This window comes from Streptomyces sclerotialus (assembly GCF_040907265.1).
GTDB classification, from domain to species: Bacteria; Actinomycetota; Actinomycetes; order Streptomycetales; family Streptomycetaceae; genus Streptomyces; species Streptomyces sclerotialus.
This window is the reverse complement of sequence record NZ_JBFOHP010000002.1, coordinates 1-20,585: the sequence shown is the minus strand read 5'-3', so window position 1 is coordinate 20,585 and position 20,585 is coordinate 1. Positions and strand designations below refer to the sequence as shown.

Here is a 20,585-nt window from a genome sequence, read left to right as displayed (position 1 = left end):
CCCCGGCTCTCCTTGCCCGGTTCACCACCCGCCCACCGGCACCGGCGGCCGCCGCGTCCACATCGACGGCACCATCCTTGGCCTCGCCCACAGGGACATGGACATCGTGGAGTTCCTGCGCCGCGCCGGCCTCCCCCGACGCCGAGCCGCTTCTGCATGAACTCTCGCAGCTCGGGGTCCTGTCCGATCTTCCTCGGCTTGAGGTGGGGCCGGCGGGCGTCGGCCCGGGCCTGCGCGGCGTGCGGGCGGTAGTGCCACTGGCCACGGGCGCCGGCGGTGCGGTTGCGGTGGATCTCCCGGCTGATGGTGGACGGGCTGCGGCCCAGCTCCGCGGCGATCGCCCGGACCGTCGCCTTCTCCCGCAGTCGGTCGGCGATGTAGATCCGGTCGGCCACACTCAGATACCGGGACGGGCCGGAAGGCGGCACCACCGCATTGATCGGTGGTGCCGCCTTCTGCCTACGGTCGGCACTACGGCCGTTGCGCCACTTCCTGCCGGTCCGGGCGTTGATACCGACCGCCCGGCAGGCTTCCTTGTTGCTGTAGCCCTGCTGCATGAGCCGGGAGTATTCCGCGCGCTCCCGGCTCAGCTTCACAGGCCACTGAGCCGTCCGGTCCCCACGGATCTCGAAGTCCTCTGCATCCCCTGAACTGGGGTGTTGCAACGACCACTGGAACTCAAGCGTCCGGGCCGGCCCTTCGTTGTGCGTCGTCACCCGTGACGGACGCGCGGGCCGACCGCGCTCAACGGCCGGGCCGCGGCCCGACATCCGGGAGATGGTCATCCGTCGCGCAGCGCTTCGAGTTCCGCCCGGGGCAGGGTGAAGGGCGCGGGGCGTCCCTTCCAGTCCTCTTCCACGGCGCGGCGCAGGCCGGCCGCGGGGCGGATTCCGTCGTACCCGGGCGCAGCGTGGGTGATGTCGTCCAGCAGCAGGCCGATGAGCCGGGCCAGGGCCATCGGCCGCCGCCCCCATAGCCGTAGGTGTAGCCGCCGCCGGTCTGCGGCGCCAGGAACACCGTGCCGTCCTCGCAGGTCACCCATACTGAGCGGCGGGCGATGGTCAGCGCGGCCAGCGGCCAGCGGCGAGAGCGTGGGTAGCCGGTGCGCGGCGATGATCTCGGCAGAAGCTCGCCTTCGCCCGCGACGCCGGCGCCGTCCCGCTGTGGGTGCGGTTCGGCTCCGGGAGCATCGAGCAGATCGACGGGGTAAAGGTCCTCGACCTGCGCGAGGCCGTACGCGGCGTACGGGAAGCAGGCAGCGGCTGACCCTAACCGTTGATCTCGTGAGCTATGGCCACCTGGACGCTGTCACACCACCTTCCTGGGCCGCTGCCTGTTCAACATCACCTCCAGCTTCTCGGGTCGGGGCCCTGCACCCCTTCCGGGACCCCGATGCCGCCGAAGACGGTCAGGACGAGGACGGCTGTCGGCCCGGGCACCCGAAAGTGCCTGAGCCGACCTGCTGGGTGGCTCAGTCAGCCGAGATGTTCGCCTGCTTGGGCAGGCAGAACATCGGGTCCACATCAGGGCGAGGAGGCCGCCGTCCCACCACAGCACGGTGAGGAACGCGTCGCGGTTGAGGCCGGCGTCGGGTGAGCCGCCGGTGGTGGCGGAAGAACACCAGGGCGGTCAGCGCGGTACCGAGGGCGATGCCCAGGTGCATGACGGTGTTGAACAGGCCCGAGGCCGAGCCGGCGTCCTCGTGCGGGACCTTGGCCAGTGACATGTCGGCGAGCGGGCCGCCGATCATGCCGAGGCCGAAGCCGATCAGTACCACCGGAGCCCTCATCACCTTCGCCGCGGTGGCCGCCTACGTGCGGTCTCGGGCCTGCATTGCGGCTTTCGCTGCGATGCAGGGGCATCGCGAGGAACGCCCTCGGAGGCACGAACGAGTTCGTCGAAGGCGGGCCCGGACGAAACCCGGAGTCGGCCTGGCAGGGTCGGGTGCCGGTGCTCAACGCGGGCTGCGTCGGCTCCGGTAGGCCGCGACGCTGGCCCGGTGTGCGCAGGTTCGGGTGCAGTACTGCTTCGAGCCGTTGCGCGAGAGGTCCACGAAAGTGGCCCGGCAGGTCGGCCCGGCACATACGCCGAGACGAGCGGGACCGAGCGTGGCGATCACGGAGGCCAGTGCGCTGAGCGTAGTCGCGGCAAGGTGCGCCGCGCAGCGGTCGGTGTCGGAGGTCACCTCGGTCCACCAGCGGTCGTCCTCGTGGCGCAGTACGGGGGTGGCGCGGCTGCGACGCAGACCGTCATTGATCAGAGCCGCAGCCTCGACCGCGTCCGTGTTCGCGCGTTCGAGCACCTCACGCACCGTCTCGCGCAACGCGCGGACTTCCGTCAGGTCGGCGCGGGTGAGATGCCGCTGACCGGTCCCTTGGTTCGCTGCCGAACTCGGAGGCTCAGCCGCGGGATGGTCGTCAAGGAAGTCCCGGAGCTGCTCCACGGTCTCCAGCGCGTCCTCTCCCTTGACCGGCCGCAAGGTGTTGGCCAGATCGACGGCCGTCTGGACCACCAAGGGGCTGTAATACGCATTCCGCAATTGACGTATCTCCTCACTGCTCCGTAACGTTACACGCAAAGGAGCTTTCACATGTCACAACGTACCCGGCAGGGGACGGCGCCGCAGACGATCCCGCTTGGAGGTGCTCCGGCACCGGAGCGAACGGATGCCCCGGGCGGGCGTCGGCTGGGGCTGACCCTGGGGATGCTGGTGCTGCCGATGTACGTGGCACTGGGAGCGCCGTCGGTGGCCCTGCCGGCCATCGGCCGCGCACTCGCGGTGCCGTTCGGGGCCACCGCATGGATTCTCGCCGCGTGGTCGCTGACCTCCGCGCTCGCGATGCCGGTCGCGGGTCGGCTGCTGGTCCGCTGGAGCCCCTTCCAGGTCCTGGTCGCCGGGGTCGTGGCGCTCGCCGCGGGCTCCGCGCTCGCCGGCGCCGGGCCGGCACTGTCCGTCGTGATCGTCGGCCGACTGATCGGCGGCGCTGGGGCGGGCGCGACGGTGATCGCCGTCTTTGCCGCGGCCACCGCCCTTCCCGGGCGGCAACGGGTCCGCGTGCTGGGAATCATCGCGGCGGCCAGCGCGACGGCGTCGGGGTGCGGGACACTGATAGGCGGAGCGGTGACCGCATGGCTCGGGTGGCGTGCCGTGCTCGCAATCCCGGTCCTCGCACTGCCCCTTCTGCTGGCCGCATTGCCGAGCAGGCGCGCGCTGACGCGGAGCGGTAGCGGCGAGCGCAACGGCTCGACCGAGCGACTCGATATCGTCGGCGCGGCCGTGCTGTCGGTACTCGCCGGTTCCTTGATCACGTTGCTGCAGGCACACTCGGTCGGCCTGCACGCTCCGCTCACGCTCGTCGTGGCCGCCGCCGGGGCGCTCGCCGCCGTGGGACTGTGGTGGCGCGTGCGCAGCACGCCCGACGGGTTCGTGCCTCGGCGGGTGATCGCATCCCGCGGCTTCCTGGCGGCCGGGCTCATCGGCGGGACCGTCTTCGCCGGCTACTACGGGGTGCTGTTCCGCGCCCCGTCCCTGATCGAGCAGGCCACGGGCGGTGGCCCCCTGGAAGCCGGCGTGCTCCTGGTCCCGGCCGCCGCCTGCTCGGTGCTGGCCGGGCGGCTGGTCGGCACCTTGACCGACCGGTTCACCGGCTGGCAGGTGTCGGCCGGGCTTGCGGCACTCACCGTCATCGGCGTGCTCGTGGTCGCGGCCTCCACCGCGCCGGCCCCGATCGTCCTCGGCACGGCCCTGACCGTATGCGGGTTCGCCGGTGCCCAAGCCGTACTGGTGAGCCTCGCGCCGGACCTGGTCGCCGCGGACGACCGCCACACCGCACAGGGCCTGCTCAACTTCATGAACGTCCTGGGCGGCGGGATCGGTCCGGCCGCTGTCGCAGGTCTGTCCGGCATCGTGCCGGCGCCGGTGGCCCTCGCCGTGCTCGCGGCGCTTCCCCTGGCCGGACTCGTCCTCAGCCTGACCCGGCGCCCAACCGCCGACCGCCGCTCCGAACCCGACGCCACGCGGGGGAGCCCGCGCTGACAGTCCACCTGCATCTGATCCGACAACGCCTCGACCAGCAAGGAGCCTTGTCATGTCCGCCGAGCCATTCGAGGTCAGCATCACCGAAGCCGAAATCGCGGACCTGCGTGAACGACTGCGACGGACACGGTGGCCCGAGCGCGAGCCGGTGGACGACTGGTCACAGGGGCTGCCGCTGGCGTATGCGCAGGAGCTGTGCCGCAGCTGGGCCGAGGACTACGACTTCGGGTTCGCCGAGCGGCTGAACGTGTTTCCGCAGTACCGCGACACCATCGACGGGCTGGGCATCCACTTCCTGCACGTCCGCTCGCCGGAGCCGGACGCGTTCCCGCTCGTACTCACGCACGGGTGGCCGGGTTCGGTGCTCGAGTTCCTGGAGGTCCTCGGCCCGCTGACCGACCCCCGCGCGCACGGCGGTGACCCGGCGGACGCGTTCCACGTGGTCGCACCGTCGCTGCCCGGGTACGGCTGGAGTGACAAGCCGTCGACGACCGGGTGGGGCATCACTCGTATCGCGCGCGCCTGGGACACCTTGATGGTCTCGCTGGGTTACGAACGGTACGGCGCGCAGGGCGGTGACTGGGGTTCGGCGGTGTCCGGGGCGCTGGGCGACGTGGCGCCCGATCGGGTCGCCGGCGTCCACCTGAACCTGGGATCCGTGGCGGCGGGCACGTTCGACGACCCGACGCCCGCGGAGCTGGCGAATCTTGAGGCCGAGAAGGAGATGCAGCGCACCGGCCGGGGATACTCGGCGATCCAGGCGACCCGGCCGCAGACGCTCGGCTACGGCCTCACCGACTCCCCGGCCGGGCAGGCGGCCTGGATCGCCGAGAAGTTCTGGGCGTGGACGGACAACGACGGTCATCCCGAGGACGCGTTGTCGCGGCAGACGATCCTCGACGAGATCTCGGTCTATTGGTTCACCGCGTCGGCCACGTCGTCGGCGCGCCTGTACTGGGAGAGCTTCGCCAACTTCCGGGACAAGGTGACCGCGCCATCCGGGCTGTCGGTCTACCCACGCGACATCACCCGCCCGTCGAGGCGGGAGGCCGAGCTGCGGTTCACCGACCTGCGCTGGTTCGAGGAGCTGCCGCACGGCGGCCACTTCGCCGCGCTGGAGCAACCGGAGTCGCTGGTCCAGCAGGTGCGCGGTTTCTTCCGCCTGTTCCGCTGACTGTCCGTCCCCCCTGTCCTCGCGCTCCGCGAGGAACTCGACGTCCCCGTCCCCGTCCCCGAGGACCGCGGGCCGGACCTGGGCGCCGGGCCCACCCGTCGAGCAGGCCCCGCCGAGCGCCGCCGCGAAGCCGTTCCGGATCGGATACGCCCGCTGCTCGACCGCCCAGCAGGAGCTCCAGAGCCAGCTCGACGCGCTGGAGCGCGCCGAGTGCAAGGGCGCGCCGAGTGCAAGCGCATCTTCTCCGACAAGATCAGCACCCGCATCAGGACGCGGCCGGAGCCGGAGAAGGCTCTCAAGCTCGCCTACGACATCAAGGAGGCCGCCCCCGGCCAGGAGGCCATCCTCACCGTCCACGAGCTCAAGCGCCTCGCGCACAACGCGGCCGAGCTGATGACGCTCTCCGGCCAGCTCCAGGCCGCCGGCGTGCAGCTCGAACTCCTCACCGGCCCGCTCACCGAGCCCGCAGCCCGTACGCGCGGGGACCGGTCCCACCCTGACCCGTCGGGCGGAGGAGGCGCTGCTCCGCAGCCCGTACGCGCAGGGACGGTCCCGGATAGGCTGAGCCTTGCGCCAGATGCACATTCCGCAGCCCGTACGCGCAGGGACGGTCCCTTTACGGAACAGACTGGGCTACCTCAGCCCAGCCGCAGTCCGTACGCACGAGGCGGGGCCCTTCTTCGATCACTTGGTCATCGGACCACTGCCCGTACGCGTGGGAGCGGTCTCTGGTCGCCTACGCCCAGTCCGACCCGGGCTGGGCGAGCTGGGCGAGCTGATCGGCGGTGAGCTTGGCGCGCCGGCTCTTGCTGTTCGATAGAAATACGCCCAGCCGAACCTCTACGGCTGCGCCGCCGGCCCCGTCCCAGCCCTCCTCCAACACCTCAACGTGAGAGCGGCTGACGGGCCCCACAGAGCCTGTACGGGCCTTGTACTGCGCAGAGGGGGCCCGCCACCCCCCGCTCGAAGGCCCCAGAACCGCTCCTGCGGCCTTTCGCGGGCGTCTTCTCCGGGGCGGGCAACGGGGCGATGCCGAGCTGCTCCAAGCGCTCGCGTTGTCGGGCCAGCCACCGGCCAACGTCAGCGCCGTCGACCGTGTCGCCGGGCAGCAGGTCGGCGACCGCGGCCCCGCCGGTGAGGCATTCGCGTACGGCGGCGTAGTGCCGCTGCCAGTCGATCGGCCAGGCCGGGTTCCAGTCCGGATCGATCGCCGCCAGCGCCGCGGCCCGCTCGGGATGCCCGTCCAGCGTCCCGGGCCGCCGGAGGTCGAGAGCCACTGGCCCACGGGACGGTCCAGGGCGGTGGCCGGCCGCGACGCGGCGAGCGTGACGCTTCGAGGGGGGTTGTTGGTGTACGGGGCGGCGGCTGGCCTGGTGTGTTGCTGGTTCGTTGAGGGCGGAGTGAGTGCTTTGAACGGGGAGGTCAGCGCGTGTGAGCTGGGGTTATGTGTTCTGTGCGGAGAAGGGATGGGCTCGTTGTAGGTAGCGGTAGGGCCAAAAGGCTCGGTGTGCGTTTTTGCTGGTCGGGACTGTTTGTGTTGGTCGGCGGCGGGGGTTGGCGGGCTTGGGCGGGGCGGTTGTGTTGCTCGGCGAGTCTGCTGCTCCGCCGCACCTGCCCTGCCGGCTCCCCGAACCAGGAGGAGAGACGTCTTGAACGCTCAGGATTCGGGCGCGGCCCGACACGAACTGCGCATCAATGTGCCGGATGACGTCTACGAGCAGCTGCACCCTGGACCCCGGGGGCGTTCTGCCCCCTGGCGAGAACAGGCCGGCCCACACGCGGATCATCGCGGCATCCCGATGTGCCCGTCCGGTCACCGCGTGCTGCCCGCCCATACCTTGCACCAGCGGCTCTCCGCCACGTACCCATGGAAGCTGACGATCACGCCAGAAGAGGGGCTCCCGTGCACGATCACGAGAAGGCCGGCTCCCACACCGGGGCGGGCAACAGCCGTATCCCTGCCCGTCGGCCCGCATCCGCCCCGCCCGCACAGCATGGCCTGCTCGGCCTACAGGCCGCTGTGGGCAACGCCGCGGTCGTCCAGATGCTCCGCGGCGCCGACCAGGCACCGCGCGATGTGCAACGCGCCGTGGAGCCACGGACTGCCCCCGCCGCCGGTGCCGCCCACGAGGGTCGCGGCGGCCCGGTCGCCGTACAGACCGCGCCCACCGACGGGAAAAGGAAGCCGCCGCCCGTACCGAACAAGCCCGACAAGCTCTCGGCCGGGCAGACGTCGGCCGCCGCGGAGCCCGCGCAGGCGCAGTCCGACACCCCCGCGCACGGGTACACGCTCGCCGAATCGGCAAGCCTGGTCTTCTTCCGAGCCGATGGGCGCTCCCCTGAGGTCATCCGGCAGGCGAACGGGATGAGGTCCCGGAACAACACGTCCGTCGCGACCGAACTCGCCATGTTCCTTGAGGACCCGATCGCCTACGCCCGGGCCCATGTCAGCAGCCCCAAGCCGACCTTGGTCTCCACGGCGCTGGACGAGGACTGCGGCGGGTACGCCAGCAACGACCGGCACCTCTACCGGATCCAGGTCAGCGGCTGGCATAAATTCGCCGCGCCGCCCGCGCGGAGCAAGATCCTGACCAAGCCGACGGTCTACGCCAACAGCACGTCCCTGGAGACCGCGACCGCGGCGGTCATCGGTCCCGTCGGCCCGACCCAGGAAATGGATTTCATCGGGGGAATCCCCCTGGCGGCCATCACTGGCTGCCGCCGACCGGGGGAGAGCGGCTTCAGCGCACTCTGACGCCCGCGACGGCCAAGGTGCTGGCCGCGGGCGGCGCCGACCTGGCCCTGACCGGCACCGGTCCGAAGCGCGGTGCCCAGGTCGTAAAAGGCTTCCGCGCAGTCGGTGGCGAGTCCGCCGGGACGGTGCGTTTCGTCGCTGCCGATGTGTCCGATTCGGCGGGCGTGCGACAGCTGGCCGCGGCTGCCGAAGCCGTCGACATCTTGCTCAACAACGCGAGCGTCATGACGTTCTCCCCGGCCACCGGGCAGGATTTCGCGAGTTACGACGCCACCTTCGCGGTCAATGTGCGTGCCCCGTCCTGCTCACCGCTCTGCTCGCGGAGAAGATGGCCGCGGGCGGTGGCAGCATCGTCAACGTCCAATCCACCGCGGCCGGTCTCGGCATGCCGGGCATGACCGTCTACGGCGCGACCAAGGCGGTGCTCGAATCGCTGACCCGCACCTGGGCGGCGGAATTCGCCGAGTCGAACGTGCGGGTCAGCGCCGTCGCTCCGGGCCCGATGCGCACCTCGAAGGTGGTCGCGGCGGTGGGACCGGACATCGGTGGTATGAGCCTGGCCGCCGCACTCGAGCGCATCTCCGACCCGGCCGAGGTGCCGCACGTGATCGCGTTTGTCGTCAGTGGCCGGGCCAGTTGCATGACAGGGGCGATCGTGGCCGCTGACGGTGGCCGCACCGCAATCCGAGGAGATCCGAGGAGGGACAGAACCATGGATCGTCTTACGGGAAAGCACGCGCTGATCACAGGGGGGACGAGCGGCATCGGCCTCGAAACGGCCCGCGAGTTCCTCGCCGAGGGAGCGACTGTCGCCATCACCGGCCGCTCTCAGGAAAAGCTGGACGAGGCGGCCCGGCAATTGGACGGCCCGCTGCTGACCATCGCCAGTGACGCCGGCGACGTACCCGGCCAGGCGGCGCTCGCGGCGCGGCTCCAGGAGGAATGGCCGAAGCTCGACATCCTGATGAGCAACGCCGCCGACGTCACCCACCTCCCGATCGAGGCATGGACCGAGGAGGCGTTCGACAGGCTCCTCGCGACCAATCTTAAGTCGCCGTTCTTCCTGATCAGGGACCTGTTACCGCTTTTCTCCCAGCAGTCCTCGGTCATCCTCGTCGGCTCGGTCTCCGCGTACATCGGACACGAGAACGCGACGGTCTACGGCGCGGCCAAGGCGGGCCTGCTCTCCTACACGCGCGGGCTGACCCATGAACTGAAGGACCGAGGGATCCGCGTCAACGGACTGAGCCCGGGCCCGACGATCACCAACGCGTTCGCGCCCCTCGGCCCCGAGCGCCAGGCCGCCCTCTACGAGGAACTCCGGCGGACCGTGCCTCTCCATCGCCTGGGAACCGCCACCGAACTGGCGAAGGCAGCGGTCTATCTCGCCTCGGACGAATCCGCCTACACCGCAGGGACCGTGCTGCGCGTTGACGGGGGCATCGGGCAGCTCGCGTACTAGGCGGTTTCATGTTGGATCAGCGTGCGGACCAGAGGAAGACGCCTGCGACGTAGAGTCCGCCAGGTAGCCGACTGGGTGGCACCAAGCTGCGCTGGGAGCTGACCGCCGACCGCACCGAACGGGACACCCTGCGCCAGTAGGCTCTGAAGTCCCAGCTCTGACACCAGCCGCAGGGTAGTGGGGGGCGGGCTCGCCTTGGTGGCGGTCTGCTCGTGGTGTTCGGGGAGCGTCCGCATGACGGGTGACGGGTGACGGGTGATGGGTGACGGGGCCGGACATGGCGGCGAGCGCGGTGAGCACGATGCCGGACGGGTGGTGCGGACCCTTCAGCTCCTCGGCGAGGAAGTCCAGCCCGACATCACTCGCCGTCAGCTCCTGGGCGAGCAGGGCGAGCATGGCGAGTTCGATCCCGCAGCCGGGTCGCTTGTGCTCGTGGACGGCGAGGGTCACGGCGACGCCGCAGGAGCGGATCTCCCGGCGAGCTTCGCAGCGGCCTCCAGCTCCGGGCGGCTGTCGGCGTCGGCACCTGGGAAACAGGCGGCGGCGAAGCCGATCTATCGCCGTTGGTCTCCACGTTCCGTCGGCTGGTCAGCGATGGGGCCGGAGTCGGGCCGGCGCCGGGTGGCGTGGAGGGAACCGAGCAGATTGAGGGACTGGGCGCTGGGGCTGCCTGGTTCGGCGTGGTAGATGACGAGCTGCTGGCCGGGCGTCTCGCGTACGTCGAATGCTTGGTAGGTGAGGGTGAGCGGGCCGACCTCTGGGTGGAGGAAGTGTTTGGCGTCCTGGGTCTTGCCTCGCACGGTGTGGGACTGCCAGAGGCGGGTGAAGTCCGCGCTGTGCTCGATGAGGGTGCGGACGAGTTCGCGCAGCCGTGGATTGTCCGGGTCGAATCCGGTTGCCTCGCGAAGGTTGGCGACGGTGGCCTGTGCTGCCCGGTCCCAGTCCGTGTAGAAGGTGCGGCCCGCGGGGTCGAGGAAGGTCATGCGGGCCAAGTTGTCCGCCGGCTCGAACGGGGCGTAGAGGGCATCGGCCAAGGCGTTGACGGCGAGGAGGTCCAGGGTCCGGCTCATGACGAACGCTGGAGTGTTCGGGTAGCCGTCCATCAGCTGTCGCAGTGCCGGGCTGACCCGCTCGGCGGCGTGGACGGAGGGCCGTTCGCCTGGCGTGGCCCCGGCCAGCCGGTACAGGTGCGCGCGGGCGTCCGCGTCGAGGCGCAGCGCGCGGCTGAGCGCGTCGACCACCTGGGGTGAGGGGTTGCGTTCGCGGCCTTGTTCGAGGCGGGTGTAGTAGTCGGCGTTCACGCCGGCCAGGACGGCGACCTCCTCGCGGCGCAGGCCGGCGACTCGGCGGGCTCCGTAGCTGGTCATGCCGACGTCCTGCGGCTGCAGGCCGGCGCGGCGTGCGCGCAGGAAGTCTCCCAGGTGGTTGTCGTCCATGTGGTCAGGCTAGGCGGCGGCCCGGTGTGCTGCCTGGGTGTGGCACACCCAGGCAGCACGCGCCCTGGTCGGTGGCCGCTGACCTGCCCAGACTCGGTGGAGCGGGAGGGACCGCACCGTTCGAGGAGAGGAGTTTGCCGTGGCCGGGACCGTGGAGAGCGACCACGTCGACGTGGTCGGAACGGTCGGCGTGGTCGGAACGTGGGTGACCGCGGACGGGCACATCCGTCAGGAGCTACTGCGGGACGGCCGCTACGAAGAGGCCCGCGGCGAGCGGCGCAGCGCGTACACCGGCCGGTACACGGTGACCGGCAGCCACCTGGACTACGTCGACGACACCGGGTTCACCGCCACCGACGACATCCGGGACGGAGTGCTTTATCACGAGCACCTCGTGCTCTACCGGGAGCAGAAGTCGTCGTAGAGGAGGCCGGGCCGCGGCCGCCCTGGTCACCGGGGCGAAGCCGCCGTCGGCGGACCAAGAAGCCCGGCACAGCAGTCAGCCAGTCAGCCAGTCAGCATCAATGAGAACCAAGGATCACATCCATGACAGGACAACGACTTGACGGCAAGGTCGCGCTGATCACGGGCGCGACCGGCGGCCTCGGCACAGCGACCGCCGAACTCTTCGCCCGCGAAGGCGCCCGGCTGGTGGTCACCGATGTCGCCGAAGGCCCCCTGCGGGACCTGTCCCAGCGGATCGGGGCACGCGGCGCAGAGGTCGTCGCTGCCCGCCTCGATGTCTCCTCCGCGCGGGAGTGGGACGAAGTGATCACCGTCGTACGCGACCGGTTCGGAACGCTGGACGTGCTCGTGAATCTCGCCGGCATCCTGGACTGGCCAGGTGTCGAGGACACGCGGGAAGAGGCGTGGGACCGCGTCATCGACGTGAACCAGAAGGGCACCTGGCTCGGCATGAAGGCGGCGATGCCGCTCCTGCGTGCGAGCGGCAACGCCTCGGTGATCAATACCTCGTCCGTACTCGGCCTGGTGGGAAGCGGCGCGGCTGCGGCCTACCAGGCGTCCAAGGGGGCCGTGCGCCTGCTGAGCAAGACCGCCGCGGTCGAGTACGCCCGGCAGGGAGTACGGGTCAACTCGGTGCATCCCGGGGTGATCGCCACGCCGATGATCCAGGACCTCCTGGACGACCAGGGCGACCGGCAGCCGGACATCCGGCGCACCCCCATGCGCCGAGCCGGCCGCGCCGACGAGGTTGCCTCCGCGATCCTCTTCCTGGCCTGCGACGACTCCTCGTTCGTCACCGGCTCGGAGCTGGTGGTCGACGGCGGCCTCACCGCGCACTGAACAGCCCGGCCGTAGGACGGCCACGACGGCCACGACGGCCACGACGGCCTGCCGTGAACGCCGCACCCCGTGACCGCGTCAACGTCCTGGCCTACCTGGCCTACCTGGCCCGCCTGGCCTACCTGGCCCGCTCACCGCGCCACTGCACAGCACCTCAGGTCCGCCCGCACCGGCGCCTGCACTCACCTCACCTTCTCCAGGGACCGCACCATGACACCTGCAACTGCGTCCGCCGAAGCATCCGAATCCGCCGAGTTCGCTGGGATGACCGCTCTCGTCACCGGGGCCGCGCGCGGCGTGGGCAAGGAGACCGTGGCGCTTCTCCACGTCCGCGGCGCCCGCGTCGTAGCCGTGGACCTACGCCCCGACATCATGAGGCTGCCGGACGAGTTTCCCGGCGTATTCGCGATGCGCGGCGACATCACGCGGGAAGAGACCGCCGCCCGCGCGGTGCAATCGGCCCTGGACACCTTCGGAGGGCTGGACATCCTGGTGAACAACGCCGGACGCACTGTGAACAAGCCCATCACCGAAACCACCGCCGAGGACTGGGACGCTGTGATGGCGGTCAACGCCCGCGGCTCGTTCTTCTGCGCCCGTGAAGCATTTCGGGTCATGAAGAACCGCGGCGGCGGTGCCATCGTCAGTACCGGGTCCTACGCCGGCGCCGTCGCCCTGCCCGAAGGCGTCGCCTACAGCGCGTCGAAGGGCGCTCTGGCTCAACTGACCAAGGTGCTCGCCGTCGAGGGCGGGCCACTGGGCATCCGCGCTAATCTCGTTGCCGCAGGCGTCATCGAGACCGATTTCCTCGACACGATCCGCCCCGACAGCCGCTCATACCTGGCGTCCTTCGCTGAGGCGCAGCCCCTGGGACGAGTTGCGCAGCCCGAAGAGATCGCCGAGGTGCTGTGCTTCCTGGCGTCCCCGCGCTCCAGCTTCATCACAGGAGCCGTGGTCGCCGCTGACGGCGGCTTCACCGCGGTCTAGCGCCGCATCAGGCAGTATGTCTTCGGTGGCCACGGCCCGTAGGCCCGGGTTGTCAGCGGTTCCGCCGGATGACGTGGCGGTGAGGTGTCCGAGTCGTGCGGCGGGGCAGTCAGGCGGCCTGACTGTAGCCGTCGGCTCCTGCGCCGCCATCACTCCGCTCGACGCCGATCAGGCGTACAGCATCATGGCCCGGCTGCGCCTGGCCATGCCCCGCCAGCTCAAGATGTTGCTGCTGCCGACCACCAGGCAACGGACTATCTCCGCCGCGCGCTGCGCAACCTCCGCGCGGACGCCCTGGTTGCTCGGGTCCACCGCGCCCAGCACAGCTTCTGGTACTGCGTCCCGGCGGGCCTGGCCGAAGCTGCCGCCTCCGGCGAGCTGCCGCCGAGGGCCGGCTGGGCCACCCGGGATGCGCGCGGCTGGCGGCGGCGGGTGGCCACAGCCGCGCGGACCGGCTTGCGTGAGCACGCCCTCGCCCTGGTCGGCACCGGCATTGCTTCCACCAGGCGCAGACGGCCGACCTGCCGACTGGCAGGTAGAAGTCGCCCATCCCACGCCGGCCGGCCCCCTGATACCCGACGGCGCGGTGCTCCTGAGCGATGGCTCCCACGCGTTCGTGGAGATCGACCGCACGATGTCCTACGCTCGCCTGCTCGCCAAGCTGGAGCGCTACGACGCCTACCGCGGCGCGCCGGCGAGCGGATGAGGCAACGCCGCCCGTGTCCCGCGCAGCCACTGGCAGGAGACCTACGCCGGACCGACCCTGCACCGCCCCTTCCCGCCGGTGCTGTTCGTCTTCGCCCCGGCCCGGCGGCGCGCCGCCCCGGCAACGAGGGAGGCCGCGTTCTGCGACCGCGCTCGCCGCGTGGTGAGTGTGAACTACCGGATTATGGTGGCGACCACGACCCGGCCCTGCTGACCCGGTAGAGGCCCGACCGTCCGGTGTGGCGGGGCGTCGGCCACGGCGAGGACCGCCGGAACCTGGCCGCGCTGCCGACGCCGCGCTGAGCACGGCAGCGGGCCCGGCCTCCATCCAGGTGCCGGGCCTCTGCCGTCCGGCCGCGTTGCCGGTGGTGGCTGCAAGGCTGGGGATGAACGGCGATGAGCAGCTGCTGCGCGGCCGGGGCTACGGCCACGACCACGACACCCCGGCCCCGGCCCGCTGCCGCACCGGACGTACGCGGTGCTGTCGGCGGGCCGCTGGACGGGTTCCTGCTGGGCATCACCGGCTGGCGGCCGGGGGAAGCCGAGGACGGCGCGGCCCTGTCCACCGAGCTGTCGCGGTGGCCCGGCGGCCGCGCCCTGTACGACCCGCGCCCCGGCGAGCCGCGCACACCGGGCCCTGGAGTGAGCTGCCGCTTCTACTACTCCGGCGACACGCCCTGACCACGATGCGTCGGCCCCACCGACGATGGCGAGTCAGGCGTCGGTGAGGCGGTCGAAGCCGCTCAGCATCGGGGGCAGCTGGAGACAACAGGCTGCCACCTAAGAGGCTTGACAGCGGATGGTGAACTGATCATGAATCGCAACCTGAGAGGATCTGATGGCTGGGCGGGCGGCGAGGCCTTCGAATACTTCCGCTACCTATGGGACGAACCAGCCACCCAGCTCGCGATCATCTTCGTCGGCGGCGAAGGCTGCCACACCGTGCTGCGCCGCGAACCGATGCTCTCCTCCCGCATCTTCATCCGGCAGCACTTCACCCGCCTCACCCCCAACGAGGTCCTCGACGTCATCCCCCTGTTCCACCCGATCCGGGCCGATGCCGATCCCGAGGACATCACCTTCGCTGACAGCCACGCCGCGCACGGCAACTTCCGCGCCTGGGCCCAACTGACCGCCCACACCCGCACCGCCCTGACCCGCACCGGCCGCGCCCGCGTGAACCAGGAGCTGCTGCGCTGGGCCTTCAGTCGCCTCGCCTGAACACCACACCGCCACGCACCTCGCCGCGCCGCCGCCCGTCACTGTGGTCATCGACCCGGGCAACGATGTGATCTACACGCACACCGCCCTGGCCGCCCACCATCCGCCGTCCGGCCGGATCACCCTGCACCCCGGCCCGGGCACCACCAGCGAGACCGGCCTCGCCCACGACCTTCTCGCCGCCCTAGGCAAACCGCCCCTACTCCCGGGCCGCTTTCCCGGCGGCCGTCAGCCAGCCCGGCAGGCAGCCACTGCCTGGATGGCCGCCCTGCCCGTGACCCGGCTGACCGTCCTGCGCGCCCACCGCCTCACCCCCCCGCCCGCCGCACGATGCGCCCCCTGCAGCTACAAGCCCTCACCGATATCCACCTGACCCCGATCTGCCACCGCTCTCACCTTCCCGCCGCTCTGCACCAGGCCCTGCGCACGGCCGACTACTCCGTCACCGCCGACTTCGAAGCCGCCCCGCCGCCACTACTACGGCACGCCTATCGCCGAACCCCCGCCGGCAGACGAGCCCGCCTGGCCGGCCAGCCGGTGGCTCACCCTGCCCGCACTGGACCGCCTCATCTCCTACGACAGCCCCGCCCCTGCACTGCCCCGTGCACGCCGCCCCCCGATCGTCTTCCGGCACCGCCCACCGCCCGCTCCACTCACCCCGCACACCGCCCAGCGAGTCACCCACCGGCTTCGCACAGCAACCGCACATCCTCGCCTGGCCGCGGCCGTCGCCGCCGCGCTGTTCACCGGCGCCTCCCTCCAGCAACTCGCCACCGCCCGCCCCCGCGACTACGACGACGCTGCGGCCACACTCGCCCTGCACGACCGCGCCCGCTACACCGACGGCTGCGCCACCCACCCCGTACCGCCCTGGGCGGGCATCTTCCTGCGGGCCGCGGCCTGCTTCGCCCGGCTCGTACCCGGCGAGGGCCAGGAACTGCTCGCCGCGCCAGGTGACCGTGCGCACCTGCTGCGCCTGGCCGAGACGGCCAGGCTGCGCCCACCCCAGCCACCCACGGCCCGCCGCCAAGGCCCGGCCGGCCGTGTCGAGTGGGACTGGCAGGAGCGGCAGGAAGCTGAGAGGTACGAAGCGATGCCGGCCAGACGCGCCAGGCCCACCACGCGACGCTGAACACCTGACGTGTTCGCTCGAAGGTGCAAGCTCATCCGATCGAGAAGTCGGCGAACTCGATGTCGCTGAAGGCGATGCGTAAGCCGTGGGCGCGGCGGCCCCATTCGCGAAAGTAGGCATGTCCCAGCGCGCGGGCCAGGATCACCGTCTGCTGCTGCTCGCCCGCGCCGGCGTCCCGGGCGGCGAACAACTCCCGGGCTACCTCTCCCGGCAGGTACTGGGTGATGCACCGCACCCGCGGATCGTCCGAGGACCCTGCTGGCGCGGCGAACCCGAATCGCGCCCGGGTATGGAAGACGAAGCCCTCCGCTTCGGCCTGGGCACGCCGACGAGCCCGTATCCGGGGCTGCCACCGCGCCAAGACCGCTTCCTCGATCGCCCGGTCCTGCATCGCCCCCCGGCAGGCGGCGCGCTCCGGGCTTCTTCGTCACCCACCGCTGCACAGTGCGCTGCGACACCCCCAGCACGACGGCCACCCTCCGGGTGGAATACCGATTCGTTGCCAGCAGAAACCGCAGGCGAGCCTCGGTGCTCAAGGGAACGGGCCAGGTGCGTAACGCGTGCTCCAGCCCCTGCTCGATATGCCCCACGCCCGCCTCCTCCAAGTGGCCAGCCGATAAGGCCGGCACCCTGCGGCCATGACGTCAGTTCTCCCACACTCCCCGCCCCTCACCGCCGATTGCGGCATTCCCGGAACAGCAGTAGCTGGCATCGGCTAGAGGGCCCCTGCGTCGGCGACAGGGCGGCTATGCCCACTTCACGCCCAGCTCCCGCAGTGCATTCAGCTGGTCGTGAGTGAGCTTGTCGCGCCTCGATTTCGTGTTCGAGACCCACACGCCCAGCTTCACAAGCACCGGCTCGGCCTCGCCAACGACCGCGATTTCTTCGGCGTGACCCCTTGGTACCGGCCGGTCCGCGCCCTCCCGCTCCACCCATTGCGCGAGGGCCGCAAGTCCTCGCTGGAAGGCTGATGCCTTCCCGGTACCCTTGGCCGTCGGGGCGGGAGCCGGCGCTTCATCGGGCTGTACGCCCAGCGCTGTCAGCCGCTCCTGCTGCTCGGTGGTCAGCTGCGCCCACGTACTCGGCTGCTTCTGCCGCTGCAGCCACCTGCCCAGGTCATCCCCCTCGAAGAGCACTCCGCGCTGGATTTCGGCAAGGACGCCGGCCCCGTCGGCGTCGACCAGGTCGGCGAGGACGCGGTAGTGGCGTTGCCAGTCCAGCGGCCAGAGGCAGTTCCAGTCCGGGTCGATCTGGGTGAGCTGGGCGGCACGGGCTGCCGCACGCTGTGGGTTCTTGCCGAGGCCGTCCTTGCGGCGGAGGTTGGCCATGTGCTCCCCGACCGGGACCAGCTCACTGTCGGCGTCGCCCCATACAGCGTGCCGCCTAGGGGCGAGGTGGCCGTGGGCGCGGTGGAAGGAGCGCAGCGCGGCGAGTTTGCTCTCCCAGGCTTCGTCGCCGGGCTCCCACACCATTCCGGCTTCGTCGAGCAGCGTCTTGCGGTGGTCGCCGAGTTCGCCCGCACGGTACACGCGCCGCTGCTGGTGGACCCACCGCCCCAGAGGGAACGCCTTGGTGACGCCCACCGTCGTCTCGGTGTCGTACGGCACCGCGTACAGGCCGGTAATCCCGTTCTCTTGGCGCCAACGCAGGAGGGCTTGGTAGCCCTCGAGCCACACCAGGGATTCCGGCCGGTAGACCCGGGTGCGCAGGAACGCAGCGATGGTGGCGGCGTCGCGCGGGGTGGAGAAGTGCAGCAGCGCCGACTCCACCGCGCCCTCGGTCTCGTCCTGCCCGCCCTCGCCTCCGGCCGTGGTGCCGATGATCCGCCCGTCCTCGTCCCGCTTCACGTGCACGTGCCGCTGCCCGCTGCTCAGCGCCCGGCTGGCAAGCTGTTCGACGAGGCGTTCCGAATGTGAGCGCAGGCCCTGGAGAACGGCCACAAGGGGGCGAAACGAGGCGCTGGCGACCATGTCGGTGGGGTCCTCGCCGGGCTCCAGGAACACCGGCACAATGATCCTGGCGACCTTCGTGCTGCCGTCGCGGTTGAGCCGGAGCGCCCGGCCGATGTTCTGCACGATCTCGACCTGGGAGCCGCGGGTGTCGGCGAAGCACACTGCTTCCACGCCGCGCTCGCCGGTGATGTCCACGCCCTCCCCGAGCACCCGAACGCTCGCCAGGAACGCCCGGTGCACCCGGCGCCCGGCCGCGTTGATCCCATTGGCGAACTGCCGCAGCACCTCGCGCCGCTCGGAGACGAGGTGGTCGCCGCACAACCAGGCTGACCACACCCGGTCCGGGGGGACGTGGCGGCCGGCCTCCAGCTCGTAGAACTCCGCGTCGATCGACGATTTCGGCAACCGGTCCGCAGCCGCCAGGGCCCCGCCGGAGGCGTCGCCTGCGTACAGCTCCGCAGCTGTCTCTGGCAGCTTCTCCGCAAAGGCCGCCGCCTCCTCGACCTTCTGGTGGAACGTCATCACAGTGCGCAGGTTCCACCTCGCCGCGTGCTCCAGCAGCGCCGTCTGCAACAGGGCCAGGCGCCGGCCCCGCTGCGCCTCCTCGGATTCCCCGAGGGCGGGGGTGGGGTCGCGGATTTCCAGGACGTCGATCTCGAATCCGGCGAGGATGCCGCGCTCGATGGCCTCTGAGAGCCCGAGCTCGGCCAGCCACGGCCCGTACGTGCCGTCCGGGTCGTCGGCCATGCTGGCGAGCTCCAGCTCCTGGCCGTCCGCGCCCCTTCGCGGCTGGGGAGAGGCGAGGATGCGGGGGGTGGCGGTGAGATAGAGCCGGAAGTCGGCGGGGATCCGCTGGTTGTCGTGGATCGCCGCCCACGGACGACCAAGATCACCGGCGGTTCCGTGGGCCTCGTCCACGATCGCGAGGTCGAAGCCGTCCATGCGCTGCCCGTACAGCCGCTCGCCGCCCGCCAGAGCGGCCTCCAGCGGCCCGCGGACCTTCCGCTGGCCCGCGGGTGCGTCGAGGTCCTCGCGGTCCACTAGGGAGGCGTATGTGGCGAACACGACGATCGGCCCGTGCGCGGCCCACAGGGCGAGCTGGATCGGGTTGGTGGTGGTGCGCACCCTCAGCGAGTTGAGCACCGGGTCGTTCTCCAGCGAGCACACCGCGACCATCGGCGCCCGGTGGCCCACCAGGCGCCAGGCCTGGGCGGTCTGCACGAGCAGGTCCAGGGTCGGCACCGTCACCAGGATCCGCCGGCCGGAGAAGCACTCCAGCGCGCACGCGGCCGCTGTGATCGTCTTGCCCGACCCGGTCGCGGACACGATCGTGCCCCGTGCCCCCTCCGGGGGAACAGAAGATCTTGCAGGGAATCTGACCCATTCACGGAAGGCCGACTTCTGGTCGACCTGGTGTTCTCTGAGTGAGATTCCCTGCATTTACGGCTTCCTTTCCAGTGCTGGTTCTCAGGGGGCGAGATTATGACGAAAGATGGTCTACGTCGTCACGTCCTCGAAGTCCCCATTCGTCGAGTCCGGCGTAGACAGTGGCGGTCAGGCACTGTGGCGCATCCATGACCTCGGCTTCGCCTCGATAGATGGCGATCAGCGAGTCGCCGCCGCGCCACCAGGTGTCCGCGAGGCCGGCAATCTCTGGCACGGCCTCGAAGCCGTCCAGTTCGAGGTCCTCCACAGCAGCACCCGTATACGTCGTGGTCGTACGCGCACTCCTGCGGGCGTGATCTGCCAGGGCGAGGGCTTCCACCCACCCTTCGACGCTGGCGTGCAAGGGCACCCACTTCCCGGCATGAAGCCCGAACTCCCCGTTCGGACCGATCATGAAGGAGTAGGGAAGAGCCGTACGCTGCGCGCCGGCTCCGAAGCGCCAGTCAGGGTCCGGTCCCTCGGGTACATCTCCGCTGAACGCCCGAGGCCCCCCGTCGTAGTGAGGAGAAGGAGGAAGGACCAGGCCACCCCAGACAGCCTCGAAGGCGGACACCCGATCGATCTGAGCTTCGGGGACCCCGCGCTCCATCCATCGACTCCTGTACCGCTCTATATCACCACGACCAGTCCAGTAGCCATGGCAGCCAATAAAGTACCTAGCTCTGCGGGTGATCCCTCCAGGAATACCATTGTTGATCGCCATCGCTCCACCCTCTACCATGTTTCTGCCAACGCTACATGCTGCATCAGCCTGATGCAGCCGCTACACTGGAACTCGACACGAACGAGCACCCCCTCCCCTCGTAGCCAGCCAGGCCCGTGTAACGGGCCTTCAGGTTCTGGAGGCGCAGCCGGAAGGACCGTTGGGGGCGGGGAGCGTAGCGGACCCGCCGGCTCCTGACTGGAGCGCAGCGGAAGTCAGGAGTTTTGGGGCGTAGCCCCACCGCTCCGGGAGCGCAGCGGACGGAGCGTCA

The 20,585-nt window shown here is 70.6% G+C and carries 20 protein-coding genes and 4 pseudogenes; 13 read left to right on the top strand and 11 right to left on the bottom strand.

Annotated features, from left to right (window positions below; genetic code table 11):
- Positions 1–143: 143 nt before the first annotated feature.
- The 4 genes and pseudogenes from AAC944_RS00185 to AAC944_RS00170 form a co-directional block, all read right to left on the bottom strand.
- Positions 144–665, bottom strand: a pseudogene (locus AAC944_RS00185) (helix-turn-helix domain-containing protein); the annotation flags it as partial.
- 116 nt (positions 666–781) lie between these two features.
- Positions 782–958: a hypothetical protein gene (locus tag AAC944_RS00180; protein ID WP_196943295.1), complete on the bottom strand. Its 177-nt coding sequence runs from the start codon at positions 956–958 to the stop codon at positions 782–784.
- Positions 959–1,471: 513 nt separating this feature from the next.
- Complete coding sequence (locus AAC944_RS00175) at positions 1,472–1,789, bottom strand: hypothetical protein (RefSeq protein WP_196943294.1); 318 nt, start codon at positions 1,787–1,789, stop codon at positions 1,472–1,474.
- Positions 1,790–1,954: 165 nt separating this feature from the next.
- Positions 1,955–2,512 (bottom strand): CGNR zinc finger domain-containing protein, encoded by a 558-nt coding sequence (locus tag AAC944_RS00170; protein ID WP_368397350.1) that lies wholly within the window; start codon positions 2,510–2,512, stop codon positions 1,955–1,957.
- Positions 2,513–2,590: 78 nt separating this feature from the next.
- Here AAC944_RS00170 and AAC944_RS00165 point away from each other — a divergent pair, with 78 nt between their 5' ends.
- The 3 genes from AAC944_RS00165 (at position 2,591) to AAC944_RS00155 (ending at position 5,999) form a co-directional block, all read left to right on the top strand.
- Positions 2,591–4,036 carry an MFS transporter gene (locus AAC944_RS00165; RefSeq protein WP_030622642.1) on the top strand — a complete coding sequence of 482 codons (1,446 nt, stop codon included), beginning with the start codon at positions 2,591–2,593 and terminating at the stop codon, positions 4,034–4,036.
- A gap of 52 nt (positions 4,037–4,088) precedes the next feature.
- The gene (locus AAC944_RS00160) at positions 4,089–5,210 is read left to right on the top strand and encodes an epoxide hydrolase family protein (RefSeq protein WP_030622641.1); all 1,122 of its coding nucleotides are present in this window, start codon (positions 4,089–4,091) and stop codon (positions 5,208–5,210) included.
- Between the two features lie 210 nt (positions 5,211–5,420).
- A complete protein-coding gene (locus AAC944_RS00155; protein ID WP_196943293.1) occupies positions 5,421–5,999 on the top strand; it encodes a recombinase family protein in 579 nt (192 codons plus the stop codon).
- A gap of 95 nt (positions 6,000–6,094) precedes the next feature.
- On the opposite strand, the gene AAC944_RS00150 is transcribed toward AAC944_RS00155, so the two are convergent.
- Complete coding sequence (locus AAC944_RS00150) at positions 6,095–6,487, bottom strand: helicase associated domain-containing protein (protein ID WP_030622637.1); 393 nt, start codon at positions 6,485–6,487, stop codon at positions 6,095–6,097.
- A 626-nt stretch (positions 6,488–7,113) separates the two neighbouring features.
- Between AAC944_RS00150 and AAC944_RS00145 the strand changes: the two genes are divergently transcribed.
- From AAC944_RS00145 to AAC944_RS00135, 3 genes and pseudogenes are all read left to right on the top strand, one after another.
- A complete protein-coding gene (locus AAC944_RS00145; RefSeq protein ID WP_107054244.1) occupies positions 7,114–7,965 on the top strand; it encodes a hypothetical protein in 852 nt (283 codons plus the stop codon).
- Positions 7,966–7,982: 17 nt separating this feature from the next.
- Positions 7,983–8,581, top strand: a pseudogene (locus AAC944_RS00140) (SDR family NAD(P)-dependent oxidoreductase); the annotation flags it as partial.
- A 24-nt stretch (positions 8,582–8,605) separates the two neighbouring features.
- Positions 8,606–9,427, top strand: coding sequence for an SDR family oxidoreductase (locus AAC944_RS00135; protein WP_368397349.1), 822 nt, complete (start codon positions 8,606–8,608; stop codon positions 9,425–9,427).
- A 554-nt stretch (positions 9,428–9,981) separates the two neighbouring features.
- Here AAC944_RS00135 and AAC944_RS00130 read toward each other — a convergent pair.
- Positions 9,982–10,863, bottom strand: a complete 882-nt coding sequence (locus tag AAC944_RS00130) for a helix-turn-helix transcriptional regulator (RefSeq protein ID WP_030625411.1) — start codon at positions 10,861–10,863, stop codon at positions 9,982–9,984.
- Between the two features lie 139 nt (positions 10,864–11,002).
- Here AAC944_RS00130 and AAC944_RS00125 point away from each other — a divergent pair, with 139 nt between their 5' ends.
- From AAC944_RS00125 to AAC944_RS00115, 3 genes are all read left to right on the top strand, one after another.
- A complete protein-coding gene (locus tag AAC944_RS00125) occupies positions 11,003–11,287 on the top strand; it encodes an Atu4866 domain-containing protein (protein ID WP_037773708.1) in 285 nt (94 codons plus the stop codon).
- A gap of 122 nt (positions 11,288–11,409) precedes the next feature.
- Positions 11,410–12,168, top strand: coding sequence for an SDR family NAD(P)-dependent oxidoreductase (locus AAC944_RS00120; RefSeq protein WP_030625405.1), 759 nt, complete (start codon positions 11,410–11,412; stop codon positions 12,166–12,168).
- A gap of 210 nt (positions 12,169–12,378) precedes the next feature.
- The gene (locus tag AAC944_RS00115; protein WP_030625402.1) at positions 12,379–13,155 is read left to right on the top strand and encodes an SDR family NAD(P)-dependent oxidoreductase; all 777 of its coding nucleotides are present in this window, start codon (positions 12,379–12,381) and stop codon (positions 13,153–13,155) included.
- Between the two features lie 168 nt (positions 13,156–13,323).
- Here AAC944_RS00115 and AAC944_RS00110 read toward each other — a convergent pair whose 3' ends face one another.
- Positions 13,324–13,467, bottom strand: a complete 144-nt coding sequence (locus AAC944_RS00110; protein WP_368396706.1) for a hypothetical protein — start codon at positions 13,465–13,467, stop codon at positions 13,324–13,326.
- Positions 13,468–13,564: 97 nt separating this feature from the next.
- Between AAC944_RS00110 and AAC944_RS00105 the strand changes: the two genes are divergently transcribed.
- The 4 genes and pseudogenes from AAC944_RS00105 (at position 13,565) to AAC944_RS00090 (ending at position 15,454) form a co-directional block, all read left to right on the top strand.
- A complete protein-coding gene (locus tag AAC944_RS00105; RefSeq protein ID WP_368396708.1) occupies positions 13,565–13,861 on the top strand; it encodes a replication-relaxation family protein in 297 nt (98 codons plus the stop codon).
- Positions 13,862–14,246: 385 nt separating this feature from the next.
- Positions 14,247–14,541: pseudogene (locus tag AAC944_RS00100) on the top strand (hypothetical protein).
- Positions 14,542–14,673: 132 nt separating this feature from the next.
- Positions 14,674–15,081, top strand: a complete 408-nt coding sequence (locus AAC944_RS00095) for a hypothetical protein (RefSeq protein WP_368396711.1) — start codon at positions 14,674–14,676, stop codon at positions 15,079–15,081.
- A gap of 43 nt (positions 15,082–15,124) precedes the next feature.
- Positions 15,125–15,454 (top strand): hypothetical protein, encoded by a 330-nt coding sequence (locus AAC944_RS00090; RefSeq protein ID WP_368396717.1) that lies wholly within the window; start codon positions 15,125–15,127, stop codon positions 15,452–15,454.
- Positions 15,455–16,244: 790 nt separating this feature from the next.
- On the opposite strand, the gene tpg is transcribed toward AAC944_RS00090, so the two are convergent.
- The 4 genes and pseudogenes from tpg to AAC944_RS00070 all read right to left on the bottom strand — a co-directional run bounded on the left by tpg (position 16,245) and on the right by AAC944_RS00070 (position 20,005).
- Positions 16,245–16,604 carry a telomere-protecting terminal protein Tpg gene (gene tpg, locus AAC944_RS00085; protein WP_368396714.1) on the bottom strand — a complete coding sequence of 120 codons (360 nt, stop codon included), beginning with the start codon at positions 16,602–16,604 and terminating at the stop codon, positions 16,245–16,247.
- A 49-nt stretch (positions 16,605–16,653) separates the two neighbouring features.
- Positions 16,654–16,803, bottom strand: a pseudogene (locus AAC944_RS00080) (telomere-protecting terminal protein Tpg); the annotation flags it as partial.
- A gap of 156 nt (positions 16,804–16,959) precedes the next feature.
- The gene (locus AAC944_RS00075; RefSeq protein WP_030625396.1) at positions 16,960–19,605 is read right to left on the bottom strand and encodes a DEAD/DEAH box helicase; all 2,646 of its coding nucleotides are present in this window, start codon (positions 19,603–19,605) and stop codon (positions 16,960–16,962) included.
- Between the two features lie 40 nt (positions 19,606–19,645).
- Positions 19,646–20,005, bottom strand: coding sequence for a hypothetical protein (locus AAC944_RS00070; RefSeq protein ID WP_368396715.1), 360 nt, complete (start codon positions 20,003–20,005; stop codon positions 19,646–19,648).
- Positions 20,006–20,585 lie beyond the last annotated feature (580 nt).